The sequence below is a fragment of the Pseudoalteromonas sp. APC 3358 genome (assembly GCF_030408075.1).
In the GTDB taxonomy this organism is placed as follows: domain Bacteria; phylum Pseudomonadota; class Gammaproteobacteria; order Enterobacterales; family Alteromonadaceae; genus Pseudoalteromonas; species Pseudoalteromonas arctica.
This window is the reverse complement of record NZ_JASDCE010000007.1, coordinates 15961-30098: the sequence shown is the minus strand read 5'-3', so window position 1 is coordinate 30098 and position 14138 is coordinate 15961. Positions and strand designations below refer to the sequence as shown.

General features: G+C 37.7%; 13 protein-coding genes. 4 read left to right on the top strand and 9 right to left on the bottom strand.

Annotation, left to right across the window (positions count from 1 at the left end; genetic code table 11):
* The first annotated feature begins 549 nt into the window (after nucleotides 1-549).
* Nucleotides 550-1821, top strand: coding sequence for an ergothioneine biosynthesis protein EgtB (egtB, locus tag QL995_RS12175; RefSeq protein ID WP_290294264.1), 1272 nt, complete (start codon nucleotides 550-552; stop codon nucleotides 1819-1821).
* A complete protein-coding gene (egtD, locus tag QL995_RS12170) occupies nucleotides 1818-2792 on the top strand; it encodes an L-histidine N(alpha)-methyltransferase (protein ID WP_197151496.1) in 975 nt (324 codons plus the stop codon). Before egtB ends, egtD begins: the two co-directional genes overlap by 4 nt.
* Nucleotides 2793-2810: 18 nt before the next feature.
* Here egtD and QL995_RS12165 read toward each other — a convergent pair whose 3' ends face one another.
* The 6 genes from QL995_RS12165 to pxpB all read right to left on the bottom strand — a co-directional run bounded on the left by QL995_RS12165 (nucleotide 2811) and on the right by pxpB (nucleotide 7860).
* Nucleotides 2811-3674 (bottom strand): PhzF family phenazine biosynthesis protein, encoded by an 864-nt coding sequence (locus QL995_RS12165; protein ID WP_290294263.1) that lies wholly within the window; start codon nucleotides 3672-3674, stop codon nucleotides 2811-2813.
* Nucleotides 3658-5331, bottom strand: a complete 1674-nt coding sequence (asnB, locus tag QL995_RS12160) for an asparagine synthase B (RefSeq protein WP_010552851.1) — start codon at nucleotides 5329-5331, stop codon at nucleotides 3658-3660. Before asnB ends, QL995_RS12165 begins: the two co-directional genes overlap by 17 nt.
* Nucleotides 5332-5484: 153 nt before the next feature.
* A complete protein-coding gene (gene pcp / locus QL995_RS12155; protein ID WP_080670012.1) occupies nucleotides 5485-6153 on the bottom strand; it encodes a pyroglutamyl-peptidase I in 669 nt (222 codons plus the stop codon).
* Nucleotides 6146-6214 carry a DUF979 domain-containing protein gene (locus tag QL995_RS12150; RefSeq protein WP_231389602.1) on the bottom strand — a complete coding sequence of 23 codons (69 nt, stop codon included), beginning with the start codon at nucleotides 6212-6214 and terminating at the stop codon, nucleotides 6146-6148. The genes pcp and QL995_RS12150 overlap by 8 nt, the downstream gene beginning before the upstream one ends.
* A gap of 61 nt (nucleotides 6215-6275) precedes the next feature.
* Complete coding sequence (locus QL995_RS12145; protein WP_290294262.1) at nucleotides 6276-7202, bottom strand: biotin-dependent carboxyltransferase family protein; 927 nt, start codon at nucleotides 7200-7202, stop codon at nucleotides 6276-6278.
* On the bottom strand, nucleotides 7195-7860 hold the full coding sequence (gene pxpB, locus QL995_RS12140) for a 5-oxoprolinase subunit PxpB (protein ID WP_290294261.1): 666 nt from the start codon (nucleotides 7858-7860) through the stop codon (nucleotides 7195-7197). The genes QL995_RS12145 and pxpB overlap by 8 nt, the downstream gene beginning before the upstream one ends.
* Before the next feature lie 256 nt (nucleotides 7861-8116).
* Here pxpB and msrA point away from each other — a divergent pair, with 256 nt between their 5' ends.
* A complete protein-coding gene (msrA, locus tag QL995_RS12135) occupies nucleotides 8117-9406 on the top strand; it encodes a peptide-methionine (S)-S-oxide reductase MsrA (RefSeq protein WP_166376329.1) in 1290 nt (429 codons plus the stop codon).
* A gap of 134 nt (nucleotides 9407-9540) precedes the next feature.
* Nucleotides 9541-10317, top strand: a complete 777-nt coding sequence (locus QL995_RS12130; RefSeq protein ID WP_121954421.1) for an amino acid ABC transporter substrate-binding protein — start codon at nucleotides 9541-9543, stop codon at nucleotides 10315-10317.
* Between the two features lie 1085 nt (nucleotides 10318-11402).
* Here QL995_RS12130 and QL995_RS12125 read toward each other — a convergent pair.
* The 3 genes from QL995_RS12125 to QL995_RS12115 all read right to left on the bottom strand — a co-directional run bounded on the left by QL995_RS12125 (nucleotide 11403) and on the right by QL995_RS12115 (nucleotide 13988).
* Nucleotides 11403-12284, bottom strand: a complete 882-nt coding sequence (locus QL995_RS12125) for a LysR family transcriptional regulator (RefSeq protein ID WP_165727509.1) — start codon at nucleotides 12282-12284, stop codon at nucleotides 11403-11405.
* A gap of 334 nt (nucleotides 12285-12618) precedes the next feature.
* Entirely contained in the window at nucleotides 12619-13275 is a 657-nt protein-coding gene (locus QL995_RS12120; protein ID WP_077537942.1) for a CoA transferase subunit B, read from the bottom strand.
* Nucleotides 13276-13289: 14 nt separating this feature from the next.
* The gene (locus QL995_RS12115; protein ID WP_007580250.1) at nucleotides 13290-13988 is read right to left on the bottom strand and encodes a CoA transferase subunit A; all 699 of its coding nucleotides are present in this window, start codon (nucleotides 13986-13988) and stop codon (nucleotides 13290-13292) included.
* Nucleotides 13989-14138: the final 150 nt, after the last annotated feature.

The following is a 14138-nucleotide window of genomic DNA, read 5'->3' as shown; positions in this document are numbered from 1 at the left end:
AGTAAATGTAATACCATAATTATTTGAAGACTAACTAATTTGAAGAGTGATCATACAGCTAGTAGTGTATGAGTTAAATATTAAATGTAAATGAATTTGCATTTAAAACGCTGTTTATATAGCCAAATTCATGATTCTTTTATTTAAAAAGCCCTAAAATTGTAAATTCAGTGAACGTTAAAATTTAGTTTGCTATTAAAAGTATTAATTTACTTAGTTAAGTAAAAAAAGATCACTTTTAAGCAACTTAATTAATGCTTAAATACTAGGGCTTGTTGACCTTTTAGGATTGAAATTTGTTCTATTTAGGAGCGATTTAATCGATCCTAGGTTTGTAATCTAACGGTGCTGTTACAAATCTGCGTTATTCTACATGCTTACATACACTGAGAATAATCAAAAACTGAGCAGTAAAGAGCAAATTTCCCTCCAGGGCTAGTATAAATTTATAAGCTGATAAGCATCTTTAATCAAGTTGTAATATGAATATGATTTAACACAACACTAAGCTATATTTTATAAATAGATAGGCAAAGGATTAATACTATTATGCGTGAATGCGCTTTAAACAATACCAATCAAAACGAACTTGTTAAACGCTTTTGCAGCGTTAGAGGCGAAAGCCTGGCTATTATTGAACCACTCACTGTAGAAGATTGCCAATTACAAGCTATGGCAGATGCCAGCCCAAGTAAATGGCATTTAGCGCACACGACGTGGTTTTTTGAAACGTTTTTACTTAGTGTTTATTGCAAGCAGTACACTGTGTTTAACTCTCACTACCGAATGCTTTTTAATTCTTACTACAATGGTATTGGAGAGCAATTTAAGCGCGCACACCGAGGTAGTTTATCTAGGCCTAGTTTAGATGAAGTGCTAGCTTACAGAGAGCATGTTGATAGCTGTGTGGTTGAATTACTTAAAACTGAAGTTAGCCCACAAATTAAAGATATTATTGAACTTGGGTTACACCACGAGCAACAGCATCAAGAACTAATGCTGATGGACATCAAATATAACTTTTCAGTAAGTCCATTATTTCCGCAATATAAAACATCGTTTTTAAATAGCCAAAACAAATCAACTGATATTAAGCCCCTTAATTTTATAAACTTTGAGCAAGGTATTATCAATATAGGCACAAATGCCGACGATGAATTTGCATACGATAACGAGCGCCCTAAACACCAAGTATTAATTCATCCATTTAGCTTCGCCAATAGGTTGGTCACTAATGGGGAATATTTAGAGTTTATAAATGCAGGCGCGTACAGCAATCCACAGTATTGGTTAAGCGACGGTTGGGCAAATATACAAAACAACGCTCTAACGCAACCATTGTATTGGCATTGTATAGATAACGAGTGGTTTGAGTTTACACACTATGGATTAGAACCTCTCAATTTAAATGCCCCGATCTGCCATGTTAGTTATTTTGAGGCCAGTGCCTATGCTAATTTTGTAAAGGCTCGCTTGCCTACAGAGTTCGAATGGGAATATGCAGCTAAAAATACACCTTCAACAGAGATTAATAATCACTACCTAACACCACAGCAAGCAAAAGGTGATGCTGAAATAAATCAGTTAACTGATTCGTGTTGGCAATGGACGAACAGTGCATATTTACCATACCCCGGTTTTAAGCCTATTGAAGGAATAGCAGGGGAATACAATGGTAAATTTATGAATAACCAAATGGTGTTACGTGGTGGGTGTGTGTTTACCCCTCAAAACCATTTACGACAAACATACCGTAATTTTTATTACCCGCATCAAGCGTGGATGTGCAGCGGGATAAGACTAGCTAAGGATATAGTATGAGCCAAGTAACAGCGATTAAGCAAAGCAACATAACCGACACTGAATTTCTAAACGACGTGATAAGCGGATTAACTCAACAACAAAAAACGCTTCCGTGTAAATATTTTTATGATGATAAAGGTGCTGCATTATTTGAGCAAATAACAACCTTACAAGAGTATTATGTTACACGTACTGAGCTTTCTATATTAGAGCAACACTCAAAGTCGATTGCTCAAATGCTACCTGAAAACCTCTCTATTATAGAGCCCGGCTGTGGCTCGGGTAAAAAGGTAGCCTATTTATTAGCGCATATGGCAAACGTTAAAACCTTTGTACCGTTTGAAATATCTGAGGAGATGCTCAGTTATTCACTTGCACATTTGTCGCCGTTATTTCCAGATTTGGCAATTTCGCCATTATTAGGAGACTTTACACATAGCCAAATGGTCAAACAGCTAACCAAAGACACCGCTTTAGACAGTCAAACTAATTTGGTGTACTTTCCGGGCTCTACTCTTGGTAATTTTGCCCCAGTTAAAGCCATAGAAATTATGAATAATTTCCATCGCTTATGCGGTGTAAATGGTTATGTATTAATTGGGGTTGATTTAGTAAAAGAGCGTCAAGTGTTACTTGATGCATATAACGATAAAGCGGGAGTTACCGGTGCTTTTAATAAAAATTTACTACAACGTATTAATAACGAGCTAAACGGCACATTTAATATAGATAACTTTAGCCACGAGTCACGCTTTAACGAGCAACATAGCCGTATCGAAATGCATTTAGTAAGTAATCGTACTCAAAGCGTGATTATAAATGATCAGCAAATAGACTTTATAGAAGGCGAAAGTATCCATACAGAAAACTCTCACAAGTACACGCTCGAGTCGTTTAAGCAGCTTGCAGCGCAAGCTAATTTAAAGTTAGAGCAAACATGGCAAGACGATAGTAACTATTTTGCCCTGTGTTTATTAAGACCGCTTTAAGCATTACTTAAGTTATGTTTAGTAAATGACAACTTTAGCATTGTTAAACTCATAGTTTAGCAATGCGCCATTATTTGATTGTTGTGTAAGCTTGGCTTTATTTAAACCGTGTAGTCTAAATAGCAGGGGGGCAATAACAGATACCGCAGAGCCTGTAGCACTGTCTTCATTTACACCAAACTGGGGTGCAAAGTATCTAAAATGCGCTATTGCATTTTTTTTGTCAATATTTTTTATACTAAGCGCTATAACAGCATTTTTATGGTTTTTATTCAACGCGTTAAAATCAACGTGTAAGCTTTTTAAATCGTCTTTTTCAACTGCTTTATCGAATTCTTCATTAAATAATACAACCGTATAACCGTTTTTATCAGCGGTAGTGTAGGCTGCTTTTATTGCTACTGAAAACACACTTTTTAACTCACCTTCAGCTAACTCGCTTTTTTTAGGCTCTATGCTTTTTAGTAACAGCTGAGCGCGTTGTTTTTTTACTCTTATAGTAAAGCGCTCATTACTCATTGAAGTAAATACTTCAGGACAATAACCAAAATGGTCTATTAAAAAATTAGCGGCTGCTAAAGTACCATGTCCACAGCGTTTAATTTCACTCGTTTGGTTAAACCAGCGAATTTTACAATGGCGTTTAGTTATCTCATTTTGATTTAAAAATACGGTAGCAGGGTAAGTTGATTGTGATGCAATATATTGCATTGTTTTTGAAGTTAACCCATTTTTATAAATAACAATTAAAGCACTTGAGCCTTTTAAGTTATGTGCAGGGCTATAAAAAACAGATTCGGTGGAAGTGAGCTCTATAAAGCGAAGCGTAAGCCATTTAGGCTTACGCTTCGCTAAACAAAGAGTATTAACCTTTGCTTGCATATGCGTCGTTATGAACGCCCGCAGCACGACCTGATGGATCTGCATTGTTTTGGAACGATGCGTCCCATGCAAGTGCTTCAGGAGTCGAACACGCTACCGATTTACCATGCGGTACACATTTAGCTGATGCATCACCAGGGAAATGCGATTCAAAAATAGTACGGTAGTAGTAAGCTTCTTTTGAATCTGGTGTATTAATAGGGTATTTAAACTTTGCATTTGCAAGCTCTTGATCGCTTACTTGCTCGTTTACAAACTCTTTTAACGTATCAATCCAGCTGTAACCAACACCATCTGAAAATTGCTCTTTTTGACGCCATAGCACTTCATCAGGTAAGTAACCTTCAAAGCCTTCACGTAAAATGTGTTTTTCAATTTTTCCATCTTTACACATTTTAGCTTCAGGGTTGATACGCATAGCAACATCAACAAATTCTTTATCAAGAAACGGTACACGTGCTTCTACGCCCCATGCCGCCATTGATTTATTAGCACGTAAACAGTCAAACATATGCAGTTTTGATACTTTACGGTTTAGCTCTTCATGAAACTCTTGTGCGTTAGGGGCTTTATGGAAGTATAAGTAACCACCAAATAGCTCATCAGCACCTTCGCCAGATAACACCATTTTAATGCCCATTGCTTTAATTTGGCGAGCCATTAGGTACATAGGTGTAGAGGCACGAATAGTTGTTACGTCATAGGTTTCTATGTGGTAAATCACTTCACGTAATGCATCAATACCTTCTTGAATGGTAAAAATGATAGGGTGGTGAATAGTACCAATCATGTCAGCTACTTTTTGTGCAGCCGCTAAATCAGGCGAGCCTTCAAGGCCTACTGAAAAAGAATGCAGCTTAGGCCACCATGCGTCGCTTTCGTCGTTATCTTCAATACGTTTTGCAGCAAAGCGCTGGGTAATAGCAGAGATAACCGATGAGTCTAAACCACCAGATAGTAATACACCGTAAGGCACGTCACACATTAATTGGCGTTTAACGGCCGCTTCTAATGCATCTTTAACGTCTTGCGCTTCTGCGCTGTTATCTTTAACTGCATCAAATGTTTCCCAATCACGTTTGTAATAAGGCGTCATTTTGCCATCTTTGCTATACAGGTAATGCCCTGGTGGAAATTCTTCAATATGCTTACAAATTGGAGAAAGTGCTTTTAGCTCAGAAGCAACGTAAAAGTTACCGTGCTCGTCGTGACCGGTGTAAAGCGGGATAATACCAATATGGTCACGGCCAATTAAGTAAGCGTCATTTTCTTCGTCGTATAAACAAAATGCAAAAATGCCATTTAGATCATCTAAAAAGTCAGGCCCTTTTTGTTTATACAGCGCTAAAATAACTTCACAGTCTGATTGAGTTTGAAAAGTAAAATCAACATCTAGCTCTGCTGCAAGTTCTTTATGATTATAAATCTCGCCGTTAACCGCCAAAATATTTGTTTTTTCAGGATTGTATAAAGGCTGTGCACCGCTTGATACACCAACAATAGCTAAACGCTCATGCACTAAAATAGCTTTTTCAGATGCATATACACCAGACCAATCTGGGCCACGGTGTCTAAGCAGCTTTGACATTTCAATTGCTTGGGTACGCAATTGAGTGGGATCAGATTTAATATCTAATACCCCAAAAATTGAACACATAGTAACTCCTCATTCCTATTATGTGTGCAGCAGAGCCAATTTGCTGTGCTGCGAAACCTTGTTTTATCAGAAAAAATTACTCAAGTCACATAGCTTTTACAATTAATTAAGAATAATTTATGCACCAAGCTAGATGTAATTGCACCAAAGTGGTTAATGCGTGGTTCCTGCTGCTATTTTTACGTCGCTATTATTGTTCAAAGCTTGTGCAATCATAACTCTCAGGGCATTAATAACGGTTTCTTCGCTCATGCTTGGTGCGCCATTGTGGTGCACAGCTTGGCTTGGTAAATAAGGAATATGCACAAAGCCACCTTTCATTACAGCGCAGTGATCATTTATGTAATGCATAAGACCATACATAACGTGATTACACACATACGTACCTGCTGTATTGGAAATGGCAGCAGGTATATTGCTGTTGTGCAATGCTTGTAACATGCGCTTTATTGGTAAGTTTGTGAAATAGGCATCAGGGCCATTTTTTTCTATTGGTGTATCGATAGGCTGCTTACCTGCATTGTCTTTAATCCGTGCATCGTCAACGTTTATTGCAATACGCTCAATTGATATTTCGCTGCGCCCACCAGCTTGGCCTATACATAAAACAACCGCCGGATTGTGCGACTCAATGGCGTTTATAAGCTGACTGATAGACGTATTAAATTCACAGGCAAGTTCTAGTGTGCATATTTTGTGTTTCATGATGATAGTTTCATCAAGTTTTTGCACTGCTTGCCAAGAAGGGTTTATAGCTTCGCCACCAAAAGGAGCAAAGCCAGTTATTAATACACACGGCATAGTAGAAGTTGATTTAGTCATTAAACACCAAGCTATACATTAAAATAATATTAACGGCGAGTAAGGTAACGGCCGTCGGAATTTGAACCTTTATTACATGGTACCTATTTTTAAAATCTAGGGCGTGTTGATTCTAGAATATTTTATAGGTTATTTTTAAGTGCAAGGCTCAATTGATGTAGGTGCCCGTTAAGTTTCTGCTTCGCCTTTGCTGCTTCTTCAAACGTTACATATTTAAATTCAACAGTATCTAAAGGTCTAAATTGTGCAAATTGATGTAAGTCGGCTTCAATTACAGTCCCTAAAAGAGGGTAACCCCCGGTTGTTTGACCATCGTTAAGTAGCACAATAGGCTCACCATTCGGTGGCAGTTGAATACTCCCAGGACTCACCCCTAGTGATGGCAAAGAGTGCGAATGTGCCAAATTATTTTTATGCTCAAGCCTTACGCCCATTCGGTTGCTGTTACTACTAACTTTAAATGGGGTAGATACAAAGTTGTTAAGTAAAGGCTCGCCTAACAAATTAGCATGAGGGCTTGGGTGCAGTCGTATAAGCTTGCGCTGGGCGGGAGCAATTGCGCCTACTTTTATAAACTCTCCATAATAAGGAGTAATAGGTATTTCATCACCAGTGGCGAGAGCTCTACCTTCAATACCACCAAAACATGCGTTTAAATCTGTAGATTTAGAGCCCATAACTTCAGTATTTTGTATACCGTCTTTCACTGCTAAATAAGCTCTTAAGCCGGCTCTACCAGTAGCAAAACTCAGTAATTGTTTGTTTTTTACTGTGTATGTCCAACCAGGGTAAATTGCTTGTCCATCAAGGGTTGCTTGCAAATCTGCACCATGAAGCGCAATTACTGTGTCGCAGGTGAATTCCAGCTCGCACAAACCAACGGTTATTTCTAAAACGGCATCATTGTCGTTATTGTTAAGTAATCTATTAGCAATTATTTGTGCAAAGGGGTCTAAGCTACCCGCTTTGCTTACACCTAAATGACGGTAGCCATTACGGCCAAAATCTTGAATTGTAAGTAATACACCACTTTTAAGTACTTTAATCATGAGTTGCTCCTTTATTAACTAGCGGAACAAATTCAAGCGTATCGCCTGGTTGAATTAAACAAGGTTGCTCAGAGGTCGAATCAAACAAAGCAGTATCTGTATGGCCTATTATGTGCCAACCACCAGGGGTATCTGCGGGGTAAATTCCGGTTTGTTCAGCACCTATCGCAACAGAGCCTTTAGGAACTTTAATGCGTGGCTCATCACGCCTTGGCGTATGTAATTGCTCATCTAAGCCATGTAGGTAAGCAAAACCGGGCTGAAAGCCTAAAAATAAAACGTGGTACTTGGTTTTACTATGAATATTAATAACCTCATCAGCGCTTAAATTATGATAACGAGCCACGTAATTAATATCCTCACCCTTGTATATGGTTTCGATTAAGTGATGCTGCCCCTTAAAAGTACTCGTTTTAATATCATTCCACAGCGAAGATAGCACTTGTAACCACTTATTTAAGTGTTTACCTGATTTTAAATAGAGAGTGAGCGAGTTCATGGCCGGCACCAAATCGGTAAATTCATCAGTGCTTTTACAGTGGCTAGCTAAAGCCCAAATTTTCTTTTGAATAGAGAGTCTATCTGTAGCGTCTAAATGCGATGCATCAAGTAGTAAACTACTGTTTGTTAATGCATAAATATGGGGAGCTGGCTTCATTAAATAAACCTATTTGTACAACATAATTTAAACCTAACACAGTTTTATTAATTTATTTACACCATTGCGACTAAGTGGTTATGTTTAGTGTTTATTTACCCAGCTTACTTTAAGAGTGTTTTTATATTCAATTAATCGTATTTAACTTATTGAGGACTAAAACTTAATACATTTCGTACTAAATAAGTAATTAGGTTGAAATGAAAATTAAGATAAGGAGGTCTTAATTAGCACGCACTTGTTTATGAGGTACTTTATGAAACACCAGCATTTATTATATTTATCAGGCGCTGCTATTATATTTAGCGCAGGCAGCTTTGCTTTATCTATGGAAAAGGTAGAACACAGTAATGTAGAAGCCACCATGCATGTAGAAACCATTGTACTGGGGTCTGGTTGTTTTTGGGGAGCAGAAAAACGCTACGAAGCGCTTAATGGCGTTATTGATGCTGAGTCGGGTTATGCTGACGGTAATGGGTTTAAAGCAACGTACAGAAATATTACTGATCAGTCTCGTCGTTTTGACGAGGACAATTATGCTGAAGTTGTGCAAGTTATGTATAACAGCAATATAATTTCAGCAGAAGACCTCTTAAAAAACTATTTTGAAAGTCACGATCCTACGCAAAAAAATCGCCAAGGTAACGACATCGGTACGCAATATCGTTCAATTGTATTAACGACCACTGATGCACAAGCTAAAGTAGCTGAGCAAGTTAAATCGCAATATCAGCAGCTTTTAACTGATGCGAGCTACGGCAAAATCGAAACGGTTATTAAACCGCTTACAGGTTTTGTATCGGCAGAAGAATATCACCAAAATTATCTAGAAAAGAACCCTAATGGCTATTGCCCCGATCATTCTACAGGCGTAGTTTTTAATAAAACACCCGTAGAAAAAGCAGACAACAGTGCTCTACTCGCAGGTAAGCAAATAGTGGTACTTGATTCTCGTGATTACTGCCCGTACTGTGAAAAATTTAAAAAAGCAGTCGCAAATGATTACAAAGGCACAATACCTATGACATTTCGTCATGCTGACCAACTTAATGATTTAACTATTAAGTCAGCCACGTGGGCAACGCCGACTATTTTGTTTCTAGAAAATGGCGTTGAGGTATATGGCCGTCAAGGCTATGCAACACCTGAAGAGTTTTATAAAGCATTAGGCGCTTTTAAATTAGGTAACAGTGATGCTTATAAAGTTGCATTCGATGCACGAACAGATAGACCTTATTGTAAAGAGTACAAAGAGTTTAAAAATACACCTGATGGTACTTTTGTTGATAAATTAAGTGGAGAGCCGCTATTTGATACAAGCGATAGGTTTAACTCCGGTACTGGTTGGTTGTCGTTTAAGCACCCAGTAAAAAGTAGTGTAACGCAGCATGACGATAGCAGCTGGGGAATAACACGTATTGAGCTACGTTCTAAAAGTACAGGTATTCATCTTGGTCATTTATTCCCAGGAGAAGGCCCTAGAGGCACAGACCGCTACTGTATAAACGCAACAGTACTCGATTTTGTACCAAGAGATAAAAGCTAAACCTTTTACTTTGTAAAGCCTGATTTTAATCAGGCTTTTTTTTGAATAAAATAAAATAGATTTATCATATTCTTTGCAAATTTGTTAAAATTAAAGCGTTGAGCTACACATCAATAATATAACTTAGGCTGTAAATGAATCAATTTATAAAAATAACAACGCAGTTAATGTATTTGCCTTTAGCTTTCTTAATTTTTATAACCGATGCTAAGTCGGCAACGCACTATGTCGTCGGTGTAGAGAATATAGAGTATCTACCTTACTTTGATGGTAGTGGAACAAATGGTGCTGACTATTATGGCTTCAGTGAAGAGTTGCTCAATTTATTTGCACAGCAGCACGATTTTGAATTTGAGTTTTACACGCTGCCAATTAATCGTCTTTATAAAGAATTCATTGATCACCATCATGTTGATTTTAAATATCCAGATAATCCACAATGGAAACCAAGTTATAAAGCTTCCTTTGGTGATTTAAATGAAATTATTTATTCGCAGCCAACCGTTGTGACTAAAACGGGTATTGCGAGTTTAAATAAAAATATCACTATTGATGAATGCGTTAGTTTTGCAACGGTGAGAGGGTTTACGTCTCAAAGCTTTAAACCTTTAATGAATAACGAAAACGTTGAGCTAATTGAAACAGCTAACGTAATGGAATTAATAGAGATGCTTTTAAAAGAGCGAGTGGAGTGTATTTACATATCTAACGATGTATTAAACTATAATATCGTTAAATATTTCAAATTAACCCGACCCGTTTATTTTCAAAACGAATTGCCGACAGATTTACAAGCCTTTTTATTATCGTCGATTGACTATCCTGAGGTAGTTAAGCAATTTGATACATTTTTGCTTTCACATAAAGTGCAAATAAGTAAATTAAAAAGAGAGTATCAAATAAAAAATTAACTAAAAAAGCCCCGTAAGTTATAACTTACGGGGCTTTTTAAAAGGTATTAACCTGTATATAACTATATTATGTATGTGCTTAATAATAAAAACAGTTCAAGCCAAGTCACCACCTAACTTGAACCGCTTTTCACACTGACAACATCTTCACACACAATATAAAGATTCTGTTTACGACTCTTACGTAGCCTTGTAATGCATATCATGTGGTTGAGCCAAGAATAAAAACAGTTCAAGCCAAGTCACCACCTAACTTGAACCGCTTTTCACACTGACAACATCTTCACACACAATATAAAGATTCTGTTTGCTACGCTTTAGTAGCCTGGTAATGCATATCATGTGATTGAGCCAATAATAAAAACAGTTCAAGCCAAGTCACCACCTAACTTGAACCGCTTTTCACACTGACAACATCTTCACACACAATATAAAGATTCGGTTTGCTACGCTTTAGTAGCTTTGTAATGCATATCATGTGGTTGAGCCAAGAATAAAAACAGTTCAAGCCAAGTCACCACCTAACTTGAACCGCTTTTTCACACTGACAACATCTTACACACACAATATAAGATTCTTTTCACTGCTAAATTTGAGTTACTAAAACTCAAAAGGTTGCATTTATTGCTCTTAAAAAACAAATTAACTAAGTTGTTTTGAGCTGATGAAGTAACTTTAATATTTAACTTTATTTTCGACAAACGATAAAAATGAAACCAATGAGTGAAAAAAATTAAACTATAGACTTTAGTCTAATGCTCGGCGTTAAGTTTATGTATTTAAATAAAAAATATTATTCAAATTTGCAGGGGGTTATACCAATCTTCTTATATATGGGGTCTATTTAACGTTAAGAAAATTACGCTAGAACTAGGCAAAAATTTTTGTATCTAGTTGTTCTCGGCAATTGCTCCCTGCATTGCTCTACCTCCTGCATCCATGCAGTCGTAAATAAAAAATTTTTAACGACGTAATAGTGCAATTTAATTCGTTAAATTGATCAAAGATTTATGCAGGTTGGTATTAGACGAGTTCAGTAATAAAACACAGAGTGGGTTGTATTACTGAACTCGTCTAATAGAGGATTATTCTTGGATTTTTCTAAACGTATTTACAACCCACTTCGCAAATAAATCAAGCGGGTGATTAGGCGTGCTTGATTCGTGCTGTACTAAATAGTATTTATCTTTAGTTGTTAAAGGCTGCTCGAATAATTTATAAAGCCATTGCTCATCTAACCAGCTTTGACTAATAGGCAGTGGAATAAGCGCAATGCCCATGCCTTGCTGCGCTGCACGCGCTACACCAAACATGCTATCTATTTGAATAATCTGCGAAGGAGAAAAGTCATCAATACCCGCTTTTTCGGCCCACTGGTGCCATGCCCAAGGGCGAGCTTTGTGGAGGATCAGCGGAACTTGGTTAAGCGCTTGACGATGATCGTCTTTCCATTGATCGAGCAATTTTTTATTACATGCAGGAATATATTCAAGGTTAAACAACTCTGTTGCTAATCCTTCCGTAGGTTTACCAGAGGACAATACAATAGATAAATCGCTATGACGCGTTAACTCTTTGCGCGTCTTGAGCGTGTCCATTTGCAGGTTTATATTAGGATGCTCTGACGTCCACTCACTTAATTTAGGCATGAGTAGCTCGCTGGCAAAAAACTCAGGCAACGTAATTGTCAAATTTGTATTTTGCTGCATCTGACTAAACTCGTTAATGGTGCCCTCTAACATTGTGATGATAGGAGACACTGCATCAAAAAAGTTTTTACCCGCTGTGGTTAAGCTAATTGAACGCGTTTTACGTTGAAAAAGTTCAATACCAAGTTGTTCTTCAAGTTGTTTTATTTGATGGCTTACCGCAGACGGCGTTAAGTACAGCTCATTAGCTGCATGCTTAAAACTTAGGCTTCTTGCGGCAAAGCAAAAAGAGCGAAGGCCACGAATAGGAGTTTGCATGTTTTCCAGAATTATTTAATTTATTGAGACGCCTTACTTAGGCAAAATTTGAACCAACTATTTAATATATAAATATCAGTAGGTTAAAAATAAATTTAACGCTAGTTCACAAAAAGGGTGCAGACTATCCACAAAATAGTGCAAAGAATCTAAGCGCTTACATTTAATTTATATTTGTATTATAGATAAAATTTACTACAGATGTATGAATGACGGTAAAAATAATGGCAAAAGATAAAAAAAATCCCTCGTGAGAGGGATTTTGGGTAACTCAGCGCCATTGGCACTGGGAATGAGGTCGGTACAGGGGAAAGCGTTATTTTTAAGCTAAAGCCTAAAAAACCATTTCTGGTACTTCACCGTCAACAAGTAATTTACCTGCTGTTTTACTAATGATTTCATCAACAGTTACGCCCGGAGCGCGTTCTAATAAATGAAATGCGCCGTCTTTAACTTCTAATACGGCTAAATCTGTTACTATTTTTTTTACGCAATTAACGCCAGTAAGCGGTAAAGAGCAGGACTCTAATAGTTTAGAGTCACCATGCTTACTTGCATGGGTCATAGTAACAATAATATTTTTCGCGCCAGCGACTAAATCCATCGCGCCACCCATGCCTTTAATCAGCTTTTTAGGGATCATCCACGATGCGATGTTGCCGTTCTGGTCAACTTCAAATGCACCCAGAACAGTTAAGTCTACATGACCACCCCGTATCATGGCAAAACTATCTGCACTATTAAATATGGCTGCACCTTTAGCTGCTGTCACGGTTTCTTTACCCGCGTTAATCATATCGGCATCTAGCTCTGCTTTAGTAGGGTACGGGCCCATGCCTAAAAGGCCATTTTCGGACTGTAACATAACTTCAATATCATCCGGTACATAGTTTGCGACGAGTGTCGGAATTCCTATGCCCAAATTTACGTAGTAACCGTCTTGAAGTTCTTGTGCAACGCGCATTGCAACTTGTTCACGTGATAATGCCATAATTATGCTCCTGCTTAATCTCGTGTTGTTACACGTTCAATGCGTTTTTCAAAGTTGCCTTTAATAACGCGATTTACAAAAATACCCGGGGTATGAATTTGGCTTGGTTCAAGCTCGCCCGGCTCTACAATTTCTTCTACTTCGGCAACGGTAATTTTACCAGCCGTTGCTGCCATTGGATTAAAGTTCATGGCGGTGTGTCTAAACACTAAATTACCGTAACGATCGGCTTTCCACGCTTTAACAATAGCAAATTCACCCGTTATAGACTCTTCTAAAATATATGGGCGACCATTAAATTCTTTTACGTCTTTGCCTTCAGCCACAGGAGTACCGTAACCGGTTGCCGTGTAAAATGCAGGTATACCCGCGCCACCAGCACGCATTTTTTCAGCAAGTGTACCTTGAGGTGTAAGCTCTACATCAATTTCGCCACTCAATAACTGCTGCTCGAATAGGGCGTTTTCGCCAACGTATGAGGCAATTACTTTTTTAATTTGTTTGTCTTGTAATAAAATACCTAAACCAAAGTCATCAACACCACAGTTATTAGATACTACAGTTAAGTTTTTTGTTTGCATGTGCTTAATTTGTTTAATTAAGCCCTCAGGAATACCACATAAACCAAAACCACCGGCAATAATGGTATCGCCGTCTTTTAATCCTTCCATTGCAGCTTCGTAGCTATAAACTACCTTATCAAAACCGGCCATGAGTCTCTCCTCATTGTGTGCTATTTGTTGTTAACTATCTTGAATCATCATTTCATAAGATAGCTATTTAACCTGAACTCTGGTTAATAGATTTACTAACATATGAATCAGGGTGATATTTAAATTTATTTTCTCTAGCCAGAGATTTTC

Coding starts and splice junctions, on each gene's coding strand:
- egtB (WP_290294264.1), top strand. CDS start 550: ATGCGTGAATGCGCTTTAAACAATACCAATCAAAACGAACTTGTTAAA.
- egtD (WP_197151496.1), top strand. CDS start 1,818: ATGAGCCAAGTAACAGCGATTAAGCAAAGCAACATAACCGACACTGAA.
- QL995_RS12165 (WP_290294263.1), bottom strand. CDS start 3,674: ATGCAAGCAAAGGTTAATACTCTTTGTTTAGCGAAGCGTAAGCCTAAA.
- asnB (WP_010552851.1), bottom strand. CDS start 5,331: ATGTGTTCAATTTTTGGGGTATTAGATATTAAATCTGATCCCACTCAA.
- pcp (WP_080670012.1), bottom strand. CDS start 6,153: ATGACTAAATCAACTTCTACTATGCCGTGTGTATTAATAACTGGCTTT.
- QL995_RS12145 (WP_290294262.1), bottom strand. CDS start 7,202: ATGATTAAAGTACTTAAAAGTGGTGTATTACTTACAATTCAAGATTTT.
- pxpB (WP_290294261.1), bottom strand. CDS start 7,860: ATGAAGCCAGCTCCCCATATTTATGCATTAACAAACAGTAGTTTACTA.
- msrA (WP_166376329.1), top strand. CDS start 8,117: ATGAAACACCAGCATTTATTATATTTATCAGGCGCTGCTATTATATTT.
- QL995_RS12130 (WP_121954421.1), top strand. CDS start 9,541: ATGAATCAATTTATAAAAATAACAACGCAGTTAATGTATTTGCCTTTA.
- QL995_RS12125 (WP_165727509.1), bottom strand. CDS start 12,284: ATGCAAACTCCTATTCGTGGCCTTCGCTCTTTTTGCTTTGCCGCAAGA.
- QL995_RS12120 (WP_077537942.1), bottom strand. CDS start 13,275: ATGGCATTATCACGTGAACAAGTTGCAATGCGCGTTGCACAAGAACTT.
- QL995_RS12115 (WP_007580250.1), bottom strand. CDS start 13,988: ATGGCCGGTTTTGATAAGGTAGTTTATAGCTACGAAGCTGCAATGGAA.